Origin of the sequence: Ohtaekwangia sp., from assembly GCF_036786105.1 — a bacterium.
GTDB lineage: Bacteria > Bacteroidota > Bacteroidia > Cytophagales > Cyclobacteriaceae > Ohtaekwangia.
The window spans coordinates 52,453-68,878 of the sequence record NZ_DAIQRQ010000016.1 but is presented as its reverse complement, the minus strand read 5'-3'; the positions used below and the strand labels follow the sequence as shown (position 1 = coordinate 68,878).

The 16,426-nt window shown below is 45.9% G+C and carries 20 protein-coding genes; all 20 read right to left on the bottom strand.

Annotated features, from left to right (window positions below; genetic code table 11):
- Nucleotides 1-71: 71 nt before the first annotated feature.
- Complete coding sequence (locus tag V7Q33_RS09760; protein WP_333819722.1) at nucleotides 72-833, bottom strand: glycosyltransferase family 2 protein; 762 nt, start codon at nucleotides 831-833, stop codon at nucleotides 72-74.
- Nucleotides 830-1,195 (bottom strand): hydroxymyristoyl-ACP dehydratase, encoded by a 366-nt coding sequence (locus V7Q33_RS09755; RefSeq protein ID WP_333819721.1) that lies wholly within the window; start codon nucleotides 1,193-1,195, stop codon nucleotides 830-832. Before V7Q33_RS09755 ends, V7Q33_RS09760 begins: the two co-directional genes overlap by 4 nt.
- Nucleotides 1,196-1,816, bottom strand: coding sequence for a hypothetical protein (locus V7Q33_RS09750; protein WP_333819720.1), 621 nt, complete (start codon nucleotides 1,814-1,816; stop codon nucleotides 1,196-1,198).
- Nucleotides 1,797-2,456 carry an outer membrane lipoprotein carrier protein LolA gene (locus tag V7Q33_RS09745; protein WP_331977700.1) on the bottom strand — a complete coding sequence of 220 codons (660 nt, stop codon included), beginning with the start codon at nucleotides 2,454-2,456 and terminating at the stop codon, nucleotides 1,797-1,799. Before V7Q33_RS09745 ends, V7Q33_RS09750 begins: the two co-directional genes overlap by 20 nt.
- Nucleotides 2,449-3,222: a polysaccharide deacetylase family protein gene (locus V7Q33_RS09740; RefSeq protein WP_333819719.1), complete on the bottom strand. Its 774-nt coding sequence runs from the start codon at nucleotides 3,220-3,222 to the stop codon at nucleotides 2,449-2,451. The genes V7Q33_RS09745 and V7Q33_RS09740 overlap by 8 nt, the downstream gene beginning before the upstream one ends.
- Nucleotides 3,204-4,268 (bottom strand): beta-ketoacyl synthase N-terminal-like domain-containing protein, encoded by a 1,065-nt coding sequence (locus tag V7Q33_RS09735; RefSeq protein WP_331977696.1) that lies wholly within the window; start codon nucleotides 4,266-4,268, stop codon nucleotides 3,204-3,206. The genes V7Q33_RS09740 and V7Q33_RS09735 overlap by 19 nt, the downstream gene beginning before the upstream one ends.
- 49 nt (nucleotides 4,269-4,317) lie before the next feature.
- Nucleotides 4,318-5,508: a beta-ketoacyl-[acyl-carrier-protein] synthase family protein gene (locus V7Q33_RS09730; RefSeq protein WP_333819718.1), complete on the bottom strand. Its 1,191-nt coding sequence runs from the start codon at nucleotides 5,506-5,508 to the stop codon at nucleotides 4,318-4,320.
- A gap of 5 nt (nucleotides 5,509-5,513) precedes the next feature.
- Nucleotides 5,514-5,771, bottom strand: a complete 258-nt coding sequence (locus V7Q33_RS09725) for a phosphopantetheine-binding protein (protein ID WP_331977692.1) — start codon at nucleotides 5,769-5,771, stop codon at nucleotides 5,514-5,516.
- Between the two features lie 5 nt (nucleotides 5,772-5,776).
- Nucleotides 5,777-6,376: a hypothetical protein gene (locus V7Q33_RS09720; protein WP_331977690.1), complete on the bottom strand. Its 600-nt coding sequence runs from the start codon at nucleotides 6,374-6,376 to the stop codon at nucleotides 5,777-5,779.
- Nucleotides 6,377-6,381: 5 nt separating this feature from the next.
- Entirely contained in the window at nucleotides 6,382-7,629 is a 1,248-nt protein-coding gene (locus V7Q33_RS09715) for an NAD(P)/FAD-dependent oxidoreductase (RefSeq protein WP_331977688.1), read from the bottom strand.
- Nucleotides 7,630-7,681: 52 nt separating this feature from the next.
- On the bottom strand, nucleotides 7,682-8,746 hold the full coding sequence (locus tag V7Q33_RS09710) for a class I SAM-dependent methyltransferase (protein WP_331977686.1): 1,065 nt from the start codon (nucleotides 8,744-8,746) through the stop codon (nucleotides 7,682-7,684).
- Nucleotides 8,747-8,754: 8 nt separating this feature from the next.
- Complete coding sequence (locus V7Q33_RS09705) at nucleotides 8,755-9,870, bottom strand: beta-ketoacyl synthase N-terminal-like domain-containing protein (protein ID WP_333819717.1); 1,116 nt, start codon at nucleotides 9,868-9,870, stop codon at nucleotides 8,755-8,757.
- Complete coding sequence (locus V7Q33_RS09700; protein WP_331977682.1) at nucleotides 9,870-10,283, bottom strand: acyl-CoA thioesterase; 414 nt, start codon at nucleotides 10,281-10,283, stop codon at nucleotides 9,870-9,872. Before V7Q33_RS09700 ends, V7Q33_RS09705 begins: the two co-directional genes overlap by 1 nt.
- A 96-nt stretch (nucleotides 10,284-10,379) precedes the next feature.
- Nucleotides 10,380-11,015 carry a hypothetical protein gene (locus V7Q33_RS09695; protein ID WP_331977680.1) on the bottom strand — a complete coding sequence of 212 codons (636 nt, stop codon included), beginning with the start codon at nucleotides 11,013-11,015 and terminating at the stop codon, nucleotides 10,380-10,382.
- Nucleotides 11,016-11,056: 41 nt separating this feature from the next.
- Complete coding sequence (locus V7Q33_RS09690) at nucleotides 11,057-11,485, bottom strand: 3-hydroxyacyl-ACP dehydratase (protein ID WP_331977678.1); 429 nt, start codon at nucleotides 11,483-11,485, stop codon at nucleotides 11,057-11,059.
- Between the two features lie 39 nt (nucleotides 11,486-11,524).
- Nucleotides 11,525-12,409: an LpxL/LpxP family acyltransferase gene (locus tag V7Q33_RS09685; protein ID WP_333819716.1), complete on the bottom strand. Its 885-nt coding sequence runs from the start codon at nucleotides 12,407-12,409 to the stop codon at nucleotides 11,525-11,527.
- Between the two features lie 4 nt (nucleotides 12,410-12,413).
- Nucleotides 12,414-12,671, bottom strand: coding sequence for an acyl carrier protein (locus V7Q33_RS09680; protein ID WP_331977675.1), 258 nt, complete (start codon nucleotides 12,669-12,671; stop codon nucleotides 12,414-12,416).
- Nucleotides 12,672-12,676: 5 nt separating this feature from the next.
- Nucleotides 12,677-13,897: a beta-ketoacyl-[acyl-carrier-protein] synthase family protein gene (locus V7Q33_RS09675; RefSeq protein ID WP_333819715.1), complete on the bottom strand. Its 1,221-nt coding sequence runs from the start codon at nucleotides 13,895-13,897 to the stop codon at nucleotides 12,677-12,679.
- Nucleotides 13,898-14,043: 146 nt separating this feature from the next.
- On the bottom strand, nucleotides 14,044-14,775 hold the full coding sequence (fabG, locus tag V7Q33_RS09670) for a 3-oxoacyl-ACP reductase FabG (RefSeq protein ID WP_331977671.1): 732 nt from the start codon (nucleotides 14,773-14,775) through the stop codon (nucleotides 14,044-14,046).
- A 33-nt stretch (nucleotides 14,776-14,808) separates the two neighbouring features.
- The coding region (locus V7Q33_RS09665; protein WP_333819714.1) for an HAL/PAL/TAL family ammonia-lyase at nucleotides 14,809-16,426 on the bottom strand (1,618 nt) is incomplete at its 5' end.

Sequence of the window (16,426 nt, the reverse complement as noted above, 5' to 3'; positions counted from 1 at the left end):
AAATATACCGAACCCTACGGAGGCCGCTTTTACTGCGTCAGATTCATCCGGATTGGCCAGCTGCTCACGAATTACCTGCCTGAAGTTTTTTTTTTAATGCTGCGAAAGAAGTCGCGAGGTTTATAATACAGGAGAGCCAGTGTTACCAATACAGTGTTCAGAATGCTGATCCGCGTAAAATCTTTGAACGGACGAAAGTGCGAAACACGCTCGCCCTTTTCAGCATAATATACTCTTACCGGCACTTCGGTAATATCGATACCCCGCCAGACGGCACGCACCATCACTTCTATTTCAAATTCAAATTTCTTCGTTAGAAATTTAATGTCTTTCAACAGGTATACCGGGTATAAACGATAGCCGCTTTGTGTATCGCTCATTTGTACACCCGTCTCTACTTTAAACCAGAAGTTGGAGAACTTATGACCAAAACTGCTTTTTCCGGGAACGCTGGCTTGATTCATATTGCGCGCACCCATAATGATTGCACGCGGATGTTCCTTCAATTTATTCAGGAACTTGGGAAGATCCTCAGCAAAATGCTGTCCGTCCGAATCGATGGTGATCACATAATCATAGCCCAGCGCAACGGCCTCTTTGAAGCCTCTGCGTAATGCATATCCTTTGCCCTGGTTATTGGTATACTGAACCGTCTTCAACAAAGGATATTGGGCAAGTATATCAGCAGTATTGTCGGTAGAGCCATCGTTTACTACCAGGATGTGCGAAGTGAAACGCATAACATCCTGCAACACTTTTTCCAGTGTGCGATTGTTGTTATAGGTAGGTATTAATACACAAACCTTATGCTGTTCAAATACTTCGTCCATCATACGGCTTGCAGTGTACCTTTGAATTTGAAAAATGTAACCGCTCCGGCAAACAATGTAGCATTCACTATATATATACCGGCATTTTCTTTCCACGAAACGGTCACATCTATTTCGTTGTGCTGACGCGGATCTATAATGGAAAGAAACTTGAGATTATCGCCTTCTGTTATCTTCAATTTTTTCGACACGAATAATTCTGTCAGCTCGCGCACAATCTGCATCATGCATACACCGGGCACTACCGGCTGGCCGGGAAAATGGCCTTGCAGTATTTTGTGTGATGCATTGATAGCGATCGCTGCACTTGCCGATGCTTCTGCCGATTCTTTCTTAACGATGCTGTAGAAATTATCCAATAACATTTAGCGTTCTATTTTTTTCAAACCTATCACCATATTGAAAGTATAGTGCTTTACTTGTATGGAATCAGGAGCCGACAGATCGTTTCCCCACAGGCTTACCGTTACTTTCTTCTTTCGCCTGGAACCTAACTCCATTCTTCGCAAAGAAGCACAATCCGGGGTAGTAATAAAATAGGCTGTTTCCTTTTTTTGAGATGCTCCGTAATAAACTTCCCCATCCTGCAACCATGCCTGGCTAATACCCTTCCGAAACGGAATCCCCAGCATCAGCTCGAAGTCTTTTCGGAAGGTCAGGATCACCGGTTTTTTGTTCAACTGTTTTATTACCTGCTTTACTTCAAATGTTCCATTAGCAGCAAACCGAAAATCAAGGAACGTTACCCCTGCTTCGTTGGTAAACACAATTCGTTTGGATGAATCAGGCATCTGCTTAATCAGTAATAACCCGCTGATATGCCTACCGACTACATCCACGTAGGTGGTATACCAGCTTGTCGTAATACCTGGTGGTTGTATCTTTTCGATACACGCCTGATCCAACGGCACAGGCTTGCGCGATTTATACACGGAAGCACAACTTACCAGCAACAGCAGCCCGATACTATAATGCAAATACTTCATCGGCCACCAGTGCATTGAGTACTTTGTTGGAGAACGTAATTGTAGTTTTATCGCCCGCAGGTTCGTTCATATCGATGGAACGTACGGAGTAATCTTTTTTCTCTACCGTCAGGACAATCGTCTGAAAGAACTCTTTCAATGTTTTCGCCACGGGTGTCATCTCCAGCAAGTATGTTTTATCATTTTCAAAAACGCGTGTGGTAAAATCCTTGCTATCAAGGATAGTGCCCTGCACACAGTCGATCATGATCTTGTTTACTTGCTGAAATAACTTGTTTGACTTTACATTGATCCGATTTTCCTTCTGATCATCTTTCACCAGCATCTTATCGCCATTCATCACCATGCGATAGGTAAAGGGCTTTGTATAGTCTATACGAACGCGGTTGCTGCGCTTGAACCAGAATTTACCCGATGACGTGATCGTTTCGGTCAGTGCCAGCAGTTCTTTGTTCTGTGTAAAATCGCTGGTAATGGATTGCACTTTGGCCGATTCCACAGCAAACTGCTTTTTAAATGCAGCAAGGTCGGCTACCGGTTTATAGCCGGGATACTGCGCCCACGCTGCGGAAGAAATGAACAAGAGCCCGCCAATAAACATCCACACAGTACAAATCTTGTTAACTATATTTTTAAACATACGCTTTCTCGTTTAGTAATTCGTCTACTCTTACAACTTTCAAACCAAGTTTGGAAACGTGATGGAGGAAATCGGAAAGTATATCCAACGTACTTTCGCTATAATCATGAAAGAGCACAATATCTCCACTTTTCAATGATTTCGTTACACGCTCGAAGAGCTTTGCACGATCTTTAATCACTGTATCGAATGAGCGCACACTCCATCCCACCACTGTATACTTTCCGCCACGCTTTATTCCGGAAGCCACCATCGGGTTTGTTACCCCATAGGGCGGGCGGAAGAATCTTGGTTCTACACCAACGGCTCTCACTATAGCCTTATCTGTATCGGCAAGTTCTTTGGCAATGGTCTTTGCTGACTGTATATCGAATGTTGCTTTGTGCCAATAGGTATGATTTCCCAGAAGATGTCCTTCTTCGTGCAAACGCTTCGCCAGCATGGGCTCACGCGCCACACGATGACCTATACAGAAGAAAGAAGCCTTTACATTATGTTCTTTCAGAATGGTCAATATCTTATCCGTCATGCCGGCAATGGGTCCGTCATCGAAAGTAATGGCTATTGCATGGTCAGATATACCCTTGCAACGTGTGGGTATAAAAAATTGCATCGACAGATAAATCGATCCGAATGTATGAATAACGACCAACAGAACGATCAGCAAAATATACCAGGCAACAGATATGCCATGCTGCGCATCAATGAGGTAAAGCGCAAAGAACAATACCAGAAATGCTATATTGCTTATCCAGAATCGCGACATGATTTGAGCAGGATGATAGAATGGTGTGTGCCAGCGTACTGATTATATATCAAGACGGTATTCAATGGCCTTCCGGCATTGCGTATAACTACGGCGTCAGGTATCACCTGATCTTGTAACATCTTTACTCCTAACCAAAATGCAAACGCAGATGCTACCGGATGTTCTCCACTCAGGTGTTTGAAGGCGCCTACTGAACTCTGTGCAAAGATCTTTGAAGCATGTTCCTGTAACGGCTTATCATGTTTTGCATTACCGCTCACACCGAGCAGCAGGCAATCTATATCTTTTGCTGCAAGCCCGGCATCACTCAACAGGCGATTGATATTTTGCTGCAATGTTTGGTCTTCGGCTTTATAGAATGTTGCTACCGACTCCACGCATACATGATAAGAATGTTTCTTGCCGGAGAGCACTATATAGGTGGCGCCTTCGCCATTAACAGTGCCTTGCTCTTTTTTGAAAAGATCGAGGTTTGAAGTATCGTCAGCAAATATGCCGAAACGCTTCTGGATGGCATGACTATAATCGGTGATCTCATCTACACCACCTACCAATACATTGAGTGTTGGTTCTTCCTTTACCATCAGCAAGGCATCCAGCAATGAGTTCTCGAAAGAGAACGCTTCCTGTGTGTAGGTCTGGTTATATCCCTGGCACTGCAGTTGCAAGGCTATCAGTGAACCAATAGTATTGTGCGTTGATTGAATAAAGGGTGTAGGGTTCAATGCCTCTTCTTTATTTTCCACCAGTTTTGAAAGAAATATACCCGTGTCTTCGAGGCAGCCGTAGCCAGTGCCGGTAATGATCGCATCGGGTACTGTTATACCCGCTTCTTTCAGTGCTATGGAGCCGGCGGCAACACCCATTTTCAGAATGCGGCTCATCCTTCTTAACTGGCGCGGATCGAACCACTGTGAGTAATCAGGCTCAACACACGAAAGCCGGCTGGCAGTATATTCCGCAATCTCCGAAAGCAACGGTGCATCGCCCCAGGTTTTCTGTGGAGAGATATTGCCCATGCCGGTAACGAAGATGCAAGACATTTACGCTATAGATTTAGTGAATGGTTTAAAGTATATATCTATATCTTTTTTACTTCGAGAATACAATTGACGAGCAATTTCCTCCGAAACCGAACGAGTTGCTCATCACGTGATTTATAGTTGTTTCCTCAAACTGTTGCTGTGGTACGATATCGACTTCCGGCATGGCCGTTTCAAAACGAAGGTTGGGAAATACACATTGCTGTGTAAGTGCCAGCACGGAAAATACCGCTTCTATACCTCCGCTTGCTCCGAGTGTATGGCCTGTAAAGGCTTTGGTTGAACTCAGCTTTGGCAGATGATCGCCAAAGAATCGTTTCACTGCGGTGCCTTCGGAAGCATCGTTGTTTAATGTACCTGTACCATGCAGGTTAATATAATCAATGTCGCTTATAGAAAGTTCGCTCATGGCGAGTGCTTTCTGCATGGCTGCATACGAGCCTCTTCCTTCCGGCGATGAAGCCGTCTGGTGATAGGCATCATTCGTATTACCATAACCGGCCACAACGGCCAGCGATTTTTTCTTTTCCTGTTCCAGCACACGCTGCGATACAATCACAACAAAGCCTGCCCCTTCCCCCAGGTTTAATCCTTTGCGGCCGGCATCAAACGGGCGGCAAGGTTCTTTGTCAAGAATCATCAGGCTGTTAAAGCCGTTGAGAGTAAATTTGGAAAGAGCATCCGAACCACCGGCCACCACTATATCCAGCATGCCGTGGTTGATGAGGCGTGTGCCATAGGCAATAGCATTGACCGAAGATGAGCATGCTGTGTTGATTGTGGAGATAAAGCTATATATACCCAGATCGTCTGCGATCAGTTCAGTAGATCGTCCACAGGCGTGGTTCACTACATCGTGTAATCTTCCTTTGCTGTTATCCTGAAGGAACTCGGGAAAGAAACTTTCGGTGCGATCCATCCCTCCTACCGTTGTAGCCGAGATAAGGCCGGTGCGCCATTTTTTCAGATCTATACCGGCATTTGCCACAGCTTCACGTGCGGCTTGTATACCCAGCAATGCTGTGCGTGATGTATACACGGGCTTATCAAGTCTTGCTGCGAGTGCCTCGTTGGAGAGTTTTACTTCACCTACCGGCAATACACCGCGATGGATGGAATCGAATAATGTTATAGGCCCTATACCTGAAATATGCTGCCGGAAAGAGCGCATGCATTCCTCCACCGTGTTACCAATGGCTGCTATTACGCCTATACCTGCAACATGAACCGTGCCTTTCAAAACAATCAGGCGGTTTGATGAGCACGTATATACTCTGCTATAGATTTCACAGAGCGGAAAATCGTAGGCCCGTCTTGCGGATTATCGATCTTTACTTTATAGCTCTGCTGCAGGAGCACAATGAGCTCCAGTGCATCGATCGAATCAAGGCCCAAGCCATCACCGAACAGAGGCTGATCATCGCCTATATTTTCCGGCTTCAGGTGCTTCAGGTTCAACGCTTCAATGATCTGTTTTTTCAGATCGGCCATCAACTGTTCCATATTGCTTACTGGTATAATTTTACTAATTCATGTGCTGTGTGTGGCAGCTTCAGACCCCGCGGTTCTTTCTCTGCCAAATATAAGAAAACATCGTGGCGGCTGTCCATCACATCCACCCACCCAGCTATACAAGCCTGCACAGCGGGTTGGGCCATCACCTGTTCGGTATAGGATGCGATCAACCCGGCATCGAATGACGGTGATACAAAGAATGTATTCTCGCCCTTGATCTTATGCCGGATGCATATTTCACCCGATACGATGTTCGGGAGTGTATATACAAACAACGCAGGGCTCGAAGATGTTTTGGCTGCCTCATGGTAGCGCACATCTGTATCGAGACTTGCCTGGGCATTTGACAATACAAGTGAAACCGCGTCCGGAGCGTATTGTTTGATCGATTGCTCTTTCAACAACACTTCGGTGGCCAGAAAGCCCAGCTTGGCAAGCCGGTCCATTTTATAAAACTTCGGATACTCCGGTGCCAGCGTATCATACAGTGCCGAAAGGAAATCATCGAATGGAAGCGATTTATTCTCCCATACATTTTTTCCCTGATGATAAACAGTCTGATGACGAATTATGCTGGTTGCCGAAATATACATATCTGTTAGCCTTGTGCTATACGCTCGTTTACATCAATCAATTTTACAAGGCGCTTCAGGGCTACATCGTGGTCGCGTACGTATGGGTTTGTCTGATCCCATACATACCCTGCCAGTACTGAGCACACTTGGCTCTTGATAACCGGATCAGGATTCTTGATGAAGAATACTTTTTCCAGTGTTCCATCATACCATGCCATTACATAGGTGCGGAATACATCTACACCCTGCTGTATTACTTTTGTATAGTCGTTATCCCAATCTACAGATTCTCCTTTCAATTTGCGTATAACCTGCTTGCTGGCCATGTGACTTGATACGGTTGCAAACATTACTCCGGAAGAGAAAATGGGATCAAGAAACTCCGTTACGTTACCGGTAAGCACAAATCCTTTTCCGTAGAATTTATCGGTTGTGGCTGACCAGGCTTCGAGCTTTCGCGGTTCCTCCCACGCCCACTTCACATCGCCAAAACGCTTCTTCAGGTAAGGATGTCCTTCAATGCACGCTTTATACTGCGCAGAAAGATCGCCTGGTATAGCATTGAAATAATCAAAGCTTCCTACAAAGCCGAGTGACGTTACGCCATCGGAAAATGGAATGATCCACGTCCAGAAACCGGGCGCATACATGATCGCGATAATGCGATTCGGTTCATCAAAGTTATCGCGGTGTGTATCCTGTACGTGTGCAAATACTGCTTTGCGCGGGTCGAGGTTTGAAGGTTTATCTAGGTTGAACAAGCGCGGGATGACACGACCGTAACCGCTCGCATCGATAATAAATCGTGCTGCAATCTCTTCGGTTGATCCATCCAGGCGCTGTACAGTTGTTATAGAGCTTTCATCGTCAAAAAACTGAATAGCGGTAACGGTGGTTTCGAAATCTACCTGTACGCCTTTGCGTTGTACTTCTGTAGCCAATGCCAGATCGAAGTCGGCACGTTTTACCTGCCATGTCCAGTTCCATCCTTTCGAAAATTGATCGCTGAAGTTGAAGTCAGATACTTTTTCGTCCTTCAAAAATTTAGCTCCGAATTTCTTTTGAAAGTTCATAGCCTTGATGGCATCCAGCAATTCGGCATCATCCAACACTTCCATACAACGCGGCAACAAGCTTTCACCAATCACAAAGCGTGGAAATTTTTCACGCTCAACCACACGTACTTTAAATCCGGCTTTGTGTACCATGGCCGCTGCTATACTTCCGGCAGGCCCGGCCCCGATCACCAAAACATCAATTTTTTCTTTCATTGCCCAGATAGTCTTTATTGTAGGATTGGGGTCTCTAAAACCATATATAGCGTTAAGCGGGCTTGCAAACCAGTAAGGTATTGCCAACCCCCAGCATATCTTTTTGATCTGCTACTGCAAATCCTGCTTCTCTGATAAAGCCTTTAAAAATATCTGAATGATACATCTGGCTGTTTCCGTTGGCCATGGCGGTAAAGTATATAGAGGTTTGCTGCAAGGCGAACGCTCCCACTTCAAATCGCTGGCAATCCCAGAACGGCTCCAGTATATATACACTTCCATCGGGATTCAACGCCTGACGGCAACGCTTCAGAATGGAAATGATCTGGTCATCGGAAAAGCAATCGAGAAACTGGCTCATCCAGATGGCATCAAAACCTTTCGGGAAGGGAAGGCTCTCATCGAGTATATCACTTTCGTGGAAGCGAATGCGATCGCCAAATCCTCTCTCGGTTATATTCTTGCTGGCCATGTTTACCTGACCGGGTAAATCGAAGATGGTAACGGTAACATCTTTATCGTATTGAAAACATTCGAGAGCCCACTTACCGGTATTGCCGCCTATATCCAGCAATGATTTTGGCTTACTGTTGAAAACGATTGGTAATACATCTGCAAAAGACGCATCGGAATAGTAATGATCGAATGCCAGCCAGCTCTCTCTCACTTTTGGCGGGAAGTGCGCCAGTGCGCGGTATAGCGTTGGCCAATCGCCAAATACTTTCAATCCTTCCGGTGTTCCTTTATCTATACTCTTATCCAGTGTAAACAATCCATTGTAGCACACATCGTGCATGAAATCGAAGTTCACCTGTGTGAGTTTGTCGTTGAGAATAAACGTTGCTGTTTTGGTTACTTTGTAAACATCATCTTTGCAAGTGAGCAGACCTATACCTAATGCCGCTTCCATCAACACCCGCACGCCATATTTGGAAACTTTTGTTTTCTCAACAACCTGTGCCTGCGTTAATCCATCCGGATGTGCCTGTATCGTTTTTAATATACCGGTTTCGCGCAGCACGCGCGTGGTTTGAAACACCGCGGGTGCAAAGGCAATCCACTGTGCTTTTTCAATTGATTGTAATGCGGTGAGTTTGTCTGTTTCGAAAAAATTCATGGCGATTGTTAGTTAACTTTCTCCACAACCAGTGCGGCATTGCATCCACCAAAACCGGATGCGGTTTTTAAAATTCGGTTTAAAGGTTTGGGTTGGAGTTCCTTATATACATTAATCTCTTTTGGAACGCCAAAAGTATCAAATCCCTTCGTGGGTATCAATTCGTTCTGCAGAAGACTGCGCATAGAGATGATGGTTTCAATAACACCCGCTGCACCCAGTGTATGGCCATAATATCCTTTCAGACTGTTGAGCGGAACCGTATTGAGACCTGCGGCATCAAAAGCCTTTGCCTCCATCTCGTCGTTGTATAGTGTAGCTGTTCCGTGAGCTGAAATAAAATCAATATCATTGATGGAAAGTCCTGAAGTATAAAGTGCCTGGTTCACCGCTAACGCCAACTCTTCGCCGGTGCGTGATGGACCGGATATATGGTTGGCATCATTGCTCACAGCGCCTCCCAGAAGTCGTACGGTAGCATCTATACCAATTGCCTGTGGCGCTGCAGACAAAACCATAACGCCTGCTGCTTCTCCCAGGTTAATGCCAGTCCGATTGGCATCAAAAGGCTTGCACAATGCAGGGCTCATGGCCTGCAAACTTTGAAACCCTGACACTACAAATTTACTCAGCACGTCAGCGCCCAGCACAACAGCATGATCGTACTGCCCTGCTTCCAGAAAACGCTTCGCGATAATCAGCGCGAGCACTCCGGATATACAGGCGTTGGAAACGACTATATTTCGTTTTAGGCCAATGATGTCGCCGAGATGCTGCGCTACTGCGTGCAGGTGTATACGCGGATGATTGTCCTGCTCTGCATCCAGTAATTCAATATTGCCTTTGGTAGTAGAAAGTATAAAGATCGTTTTGTCGGCTGGCAGTGCTATACCGGTTAGTGCATTTTCAAGAGCCTTCAGCGCAATCTGTTCGAAGCGCGTGGCATTATCGGTCGCCTGAATGGATTCAATCGCAGCTGTCATGAAGGGCTTGTCGCTCCAGCGCGCATCGTTTACTAATCGTATTCCGGAATTACCGGCACGTACCTGGCGGTAATTTTCTTCGCTGGTGTTACCCAGCGGAGAAACGATACTATCAGCGATTGACCAGACCTGCCGTGCCATTATAATTTCCACTTGGTTTTCCAGTTTTGAAAAAACTCGGGCACGATCAGTTGCAACTGAAATGTTTTCACATCCACAAACACCTGCACGGTAGAGCCGGTTGCCACCAGTTCCTTCGTTACAGACTCGTACATTTTATAGCTGAAATTCAGCTTGGCCGCCGGTGTGGGTTCGTATGTAGACTCTACGATCACTGTATCGCCATAGCGAAGAGGTTTCTTGTAATCGCACTGCACCGATACTACAGGAACAGCCAATCCGTTTTTATAGAAATCAAGATAAGAGATGCCATATTGTGTGCCGAATGCCTCGCGGCCATCTTCAAAATAGCGCAGGTAGTGGCCATGCCACACGATGCCGAGTGGATCGGCTTCATTAAATCGGACAACAACTTCTGTCTGATGGATCAGCACGCTTCAGGGGGTGTTAAAACAAAGGCACAAAGCTAAAAGCTTTCGGTGATTTACTTTCAGCTTTGTGCACGGGTAATCTTACATGTAGTATCTCTTCTACGGGCGATAGTATTTCTTTCGCCACATCGAATACTCTTTTTTCTTGATGCGCTCCAGAGCTCCGAAAATAGCTCCAGCCCAGAAGTTGCGCATGCCAAAGCCACGGGGCTCTGCCACCACGCGCTCACTGAACAACACTTCTTTCGTATCGATATTAATGAATGTTACCCACATCGATGCTTCTTCATTCATTTTGCTGAAGCTCTCGATGTTAAACATCAATCCTATACCTGATACACCTTTAAAGTCGTATGACGCTACAATCTCTGCAACACCATCACGGTTCAGGTGTATATAATCTTTCTCGGCATTGGAGAGCATGGACAGTACATCGAGTGTAGCATTGTGATCCAGCGTAGGCTGAATGTTCTTCTCTATTTTCTTCTTGTCAATGGCAGCCGCTACATCAAACTTATCGCCTTCCGAAACAATGAGATTGTTCCAGGCTTCAATCAGGTGACGAATGTCTGATTCTGAACCAAGTTTTTCGCGGTCGCCAATCAGTTTTGCATTGGAGAAATCAAGGCCAAGCCAGGTAATTTTGGCATCTTCTTTAAAAACGTCGCTGCGATCTTGCGCAAGGGTAATCGATGCTACCAGCAACAGGATAATGAGGGCATTGAGTTGTTTCATAAGCAGGTATTCATGTTAAACATTAACAAGCTTTTTTATATTCAGTTGGTTTGAATTTTAGCAAAGATGCGCATCTCGCACGAGCAGAGCAGTTGCCCGTCCTGTTCTATTTTTCCCTGTGCAATGGTTAATTCCAGCACCTGGTTTACAATGCGAATGGAAGTTGTAATGGTAGAGTTTTGCTTCGGCAGCGCGTGTATCTTGAGCTCGCGTACAGCGGCTATATATCCAATCGGCACGGGTATATTTTTCTGTTGACATTGATACCCAACGTGCACCGCTGCCGTCTGTGCTATATTTTCTACAAGTCCTGGCTCGGCCAGATAACCATCCTCCACAAATATATTGTCCGTATCTATAGCAAACTGGGTAACGGCATGCTCATCGCTTACCTCCACCAGGTTGTGAATCATCACGATGGGATCGCGCTGCGGTATATATTGGGTAATGGTTTGTCGGGTGGCTAGCATTCGGGGGTTAGGGTCAAAGTTCAGCGTCTGATTACCGGGCTATTTTTCCCAAAAGTTATAATAATTAAACCATTGTATCGGATAGAGATTTACTTTTTGTTCAAGCTCATCCCGAAAAGCAGTCATCAGCTTGGAAGTAAATTCCTGTTTGGATTCAGCCTCACCGCGCTCAAAAAGTTTGCTTCCAAAGAAATGATAATGCGTAGACGATTCCTTGAATGCAAATACAATGGAGACGGGCACTTTGAAGCCGGCTGACAATTGAAAAGGTCCCAGCGGAAACAACGCGTCTTCTCCCAGAAAAGATAACAATTGTGTTTTATTACCCGGTAAGAAACGATCGGCATGCAGGCAGATCAATTCATTATTCTGCAGCGCCTGACCAATAGCATATACATGCGATATATCATTCTTGATAACAATAACATTGAAGTTATGTCCACCCGTTACTTGCTCCAGGTATTGTTTGATGCGTTCGTGTTCACCATCAAACATCACAACATTTACGCGCGTGTTCAGGCGTTTCAGCAAATGGCCGGCAGCCTCCCAGTTGCCCACGTGGCCACTGATTAATATACCACCTCGCCCGCCTCTCACAATGTCGCGGAGGTTCTCTTCACCATCAAAGTGGTAGGTAAATTTGTTTTCGATGCCAGCCATAACAATTACCTTATCCAGCAGCGTTTGTCCGAATACATAGTAATTGCTATAGATTTTTAACAGTGACGAAAATCGTCCATAATGAAGACGCTTCCTGAAGTAGGCATAGATATGCCTGGAAGAACTCCACGAGGTAACAAAATAATAACCGGCTACAAAGCGCAGCAGGAAATAAGCCGGCTTTACACCCAAATAACGGATGACGTAGACGAAGATCCTGTAGCCGAGTTTGTTACCCTTGGATTTACCTTGCCATTGCGGCATGGGATCAGGAAGTTACTTTCTCGCTTACGCGGTTTGCCACGTAGTCGTAAAAATTCTGAAAAGTAACAATGTTAACAAAGTCTTCCGGCTTCACTTTAAAACCGAAATTGCTTTCGATAACCACCACCAGGTCGATGTAGTCGAGGCTATCCAGTTCCAGCGTTTCGCGCAGGTTGGCTTCCGGAGTGATCTTACCCGGCTCTACCTCAAATTCCTCTACTAAAAATCCATTGATCTTTTCAATGATTGCTGCTTGATTCATTGCGATTACTTCCACTTTTTAACAATTAAGGTCGAGTTTGTTCCTCCGAATCCGAAAGAATTTGACAAAAATACGTCAATATTTTTATTCTGAGCTTTGGTTATAATGTTCAGATGCTCAGAGTCTTCGTCAGGTGTTTCAAAATTGATATTGGGGGCCATGAAAGAATTTTGCATCATCAGCAATGAATATACAATCTCGCTTGCACCCGCCATCCAGCACTCATGACCGGTCATTGATTTGGTAGAACTAACCGGTGTATTCACGGAACCAAAAATCTCGTAAATCGCCTTTGCTTCACTAGCATCACCAGCCGGTGTAGAAGTAGCATGCGCGTTGATGTAGTCTATATCGGTAATCTTCAATCCTGAATCTTTCATCGCCATAGCCAGCGAGCGGGCCGGGCCTTGCACGGTAGGATTTGAAATGTGCTCGCCATTGGAAGAGAAACCATAACCGATCACCTCTCCCAATATCGTTGCGCCTCTGCGTTGTGCTGACGCCAGGCTTTCGAGTATAACGGTAGCGGCACCACCGCTGGGCACGAGGCCATCACGGTATTTATCAAAAGGTCTTGATGCCGCAGCAGGGTCATTCTCACGAATAGAGAAAGCGCTCAGCGCATCAAAATTACCCATCGAGTATTTATTCGTTTCCTGCGCACCACCGCATATAATGCAATCCTGCATACCGTTTTTGATGAACATGGCTGCGAGGCCAATGGAGTGTGAACCACTCGCACAGGCAGCGCTTACCGTAAAATTGATTCCTTTTAAACGGAAGATGGTGGCGAGGTTCATGTTCACGGTGGAGTTCAGCGACTGAAACACAGAACCCGAGCCCACCAGTGTAGTATCTTTCTTTTCGCGGATTATATCAGTTGCCTCAATAACCGGCGCAGCAGAGCTGTCGTTTCCGAAGATGATTCCTATTTCGTGCTTATCGAGGTAATCCTGATCGAGACCTGCAACCTTTAGCGCCTCCGTTGTAGACATGAAGGCATATTCACCTTGCTCGGGCAGCATCACGCGGGCGCGTCTGTCGAGCACACCTTTCAGCGAAGGCCGCTCCACTTTGCCGCTAAGCCCTGAGCGATAGCCCATTTCCTTACGGCTGGGATCCAGCCAAATGCCAGACTTACCGTTGTAAAGGGATTGCTGCACTTCTGCCAAGTCTTTGCCTATGCAGGAATAAATGCCAATTCCGGTTATAACAACTCTATTCATAGAGGAGGTCAGGGGATATTTTCAGCATACATGTCTAACCAGGAGTTCGGCATGCATACAATTTATTCGCAAAAATAATTTTTTAATTGTGATTGGCCACTGCCAATCCACCGCAGTACCAGAAAGATTATCAGTGGTGTACCTTTTCAGGAATAAAGACCACCGTTAATCGACAGTACCGTACCCGTTATGTACGATGCCTTTGGTGAAGCGAGGAAGACCACAGCCTCCGCCACTTCTTCGGGCTCGCCAAACCGTTGCATCGGAATGAGCCCTTTCAACTCCTGCTCATTCAGATCCTGTGTCATATCCGTACGGATGAAGCCAGGCGCCACGGCGTTTACAGTAATGTTTCTGCGGGCCACTTCCTGCGCCAGCGCCTTGGTTGCCCCGATAACGCCTGCTTTGGCTGCCGAGTAATTTACCTGTCCCGGCATTCCTTTAATGCCTGATAATGACACTACGTTCACAATTCTTCCATACCGTTTTTTAAGCATGCCGTTCACCACAAGGCGCGTTACATAGAAGAAGCCATCGAGGCTTGATCCCAGCACACCGTCCCACTGCTCATCGGTCATCCACATCAGCAATGTATCCTGGCGCACACCGGCATTGTTTACCAATACTTCAATGGTTTTGTCTGCATTCTTTTCGATCCAGCTTCCCAGCGCACCTTCAACATCTGCCTTGGTGGATACATCAAACCTGATGATTTCGCCGGTAACATTTTTCTCCTGGATCATCTCGAGCGTTTTAAGCGCTTCTGCTTCGTTGCTCTTGTAATTGATCAGTATATTATACCCTTGCTCGGCAAGTTTAATGGCTATGGCACGACCTATACCGCGGGAACCTCCTGTAACGAGTGCGTATTTCATCATTGAACGGAAATAAAAATCTGTAAACGAAATAAATTAATTAATCGGGAACGAAGCGCCCAGATTTACCAGATACTTCCGGATGATCTGGATGTCGTTATACCGGGGTTTGTCTTCCAGCACAGGCCCTACCAGGGCACGAAACTCTTCATACACTTTCGTGGTAAAGGTAGACAATCTTGCCTGGCACTTGAGGTAGTCTATAGCCTGCACTACCGCGAAGAGCTGAATGGTAAGTACATCGAAGCTGTTATCGATGACACGTTTGGTCATGAGCGCTGCATTGCAACCCATGCTTACAATATCCTGGTTATCGTTGTTGTTCGAAATGCTGTGCAGATACATCGGGAACGACAGCGTCTGGTTTTCAGCCGTTGTGGAGGTAGCCATGAACTGCATACCCTGCAAACCGAAGTTCAATCCCAATGTACCGAGGTTGATGAACGGAGGAAGCTTCTGATTGAGTTTATCGTTCAGCAGGTAGTTTAACTGGCGCTCGGAAAGCATGGTTAATTTGGTGATCACAATCTTGAGCTTATCCATCGCCAGGGATACATAGTCACCGTGGAAGTTTCCACCGTGGTATACCATTTCGCGTTCGTGATCGATCACCGGGTTATCGTTGGCTGAATTGACTTCATCTTCCAGCACGCGTTGTACTTCTGCCAGTGTATCGTATACCGGGCCGAGTATCTGCGGCACACAACGCAGCGAGTAGTACTCCTGCACTTTATCGGTAAATACAGCTTCTACAATTTTACGATGGTATAAATGCTCGGGGCGTTTACGCACCAGCTTGCTGTCTGACAATACATGACGAATGCCGGCTGCTATTTTTGATTGCCCTACATGAAGCTTTACATGGTTAAGCTCTTCCGAGAAATGATCATCGAATGATTTCATCAACTCATTGGTAATGGCCGACAAAATCGTAGCGCAGGATAGCAGACGTTTTGCCTGAATGATGTTCACCATGCCTACACCGGTCATGGCCGATGTTCCATTCATCAGACCAAGTCCTTCGCGCAGGTAAATATCGAGAGGCTTAATGTTATGGGCCGTATAAACTTCTTTTACGGACTGCAGTTTGCCATCTACCAACACTTCCCCTTCGCCAATAAGGTTCAAGGCGAGGTGGGCAAGTTGTACCAGGTCGCCACTGGCGCCTACGCCTCCGCGTTCAAATATGCAGGCACTGATTTTTTTATTAAGCAGCTCGCTGATCAGGTCGGCTGCATCTACGTGTACACCGGAAACGCCTTGCATCAAACTGTTCAATCTGGCGAGCATGGTAGCACGTGAAAGCTCTTCTGTAAAAGGCTGACCTGATCCGGCACTATGGCTTCTGATCAGGTTAAATTGCAGTTGCCGCTGATCTTCCTCACTGATTTTATACTGTGCCATGGGACCGAAACCGGTATTGATACCGTAAATGACTTTGTTCTGCGCATAGTTTTGCAGAAACTCATAATTTACCTTTACGCGGTCACGCGCAGTCTTATCCAATTCTACTTTACCGCCCTGATAAAGCAATTTTTCAAAATCGTCAACCGACAATTTCCTGTTCCCTACAGTGATCATACAAAGAGATTTAGGCAAAAAGTCGCGCAAAATAGCAAAGAGAAAGTAATATTCACACGCATGGGTTTCCCAG

Coding starts and splice junctions, on each gene's coding strand:
- V7Q33_RS09760 (WP_333819722.1), bottom strand. CDS start 833: ATGATGGACGAAGTATTTGAACAGCATAAGGTTTGTGTATTAATACCT.
- V7Q33_RS09755 (WP_333819721.1), bottom strand. CDS start 1,195: ATGTTATTGGATAATTTCTACAGCATCGTTAAGAAAGAATCGGCAGAA.
- V7Q33_RS09750 (WP_333819720.1), bottom strand. CDS start 1,816: ATGAAGTATTTGCATTATAGTATCGGGCTGCTGTTGCTGGTAAGTTGT.
- V7Q33_RS09745 (WP_331977700.1), bottom strand. CDS start 2,456: ATGTTTAAAAATATAGTTAACAAGATTTGTACTGTGTGGATGTTTATT.
- V7Q33_RS09740 (WP_333819719.1), bottom strand. CDS start 3,222: ATGTCGCGATTCTGGATAAGCAATATAGCATTTCTGGTATTGTTCTTT.
- V7Q33_RS09735 (WP_331977696.1), bottom strand. CDS start 4,268: ATGTCTTGCATCTTCGTTACCGGCATGGGCAATATCTCTCCACAGAAA.
- V7Q33_RS09725 (WP_331977692.1), bottom strand. CDS start 5,771: ATGGAACAGTTGATGGCCGATCTGAAAAAACAGATCATTGAAGCGTTG.
- V7Q33_RS09720 (WP_331977690.1), bottom strand. CDS start 6,376: ATGTATATTTCGGCAACCAGCATAATTCGTCATCAGACTGTTTATCAT.
- V7Q33_RS09715 (WP_331977688.1), bottom strand. CDS start 7,629: ATGAAAGAAAAAATTGATGTTTTGGTGATCGGGGCCGGGCCTGCCGGA.
- V7Q33_RS09710 (WP_331977686.1), bottom strand. CDS start 8,746: ATGAATTTTTTCGAAACAGACAAACTCACCGCATTACAATCAATTGAA.
- V7Q33_RS09705 (WP_333819717.1), bottom strand. CDS start 9,870: ATGGCACGGCAGGTCTGGTCAATCGCTGATAGTATCGTTTCTCCGCTG.
- V7Q33_RS09695 (WP_331977680.1), bottom strand. CDS start 11,015: ATGAAACAACTCAATGCCCTCATTATCCTGTTGCTGGTAGCATCGATT.
- V7Q33_RS09690 (WP_331977678.1), bottom strand. CDS start 11,485: ATGCTAGCCACCCGACAAACCATTACCCAATATATACCGCAGCGCGAT.
- V7Q33_RS09685 (WP_333819716.1), bottom strand. CDS start 12,409: ATGCCGCAATGGCAAGGTAAATCCAAGGGTAACAAACTCGGCTACAGG.
- V7Q33_RS09680 (WP_331977675.1), bottom strand. CDS start 12,671: ATGAATCAAGCAGCAATCATTGAAAAGATCAATGGATTTTTAGTAGAG.
- V7Q33_RS09675 (WP_333819715.1), bottom strand. CDS start 13,897: ATGAATAGAGTTGTTATAACCGGAATTGGCATTTATTCCTGCATAGGC.
- fabG (WP_331977671.1), bottom strand. CDS start 14,775: ATGATGAAATACGCACTCGTTACAGGAGGTTCCCGCGGTATAGGTCGT.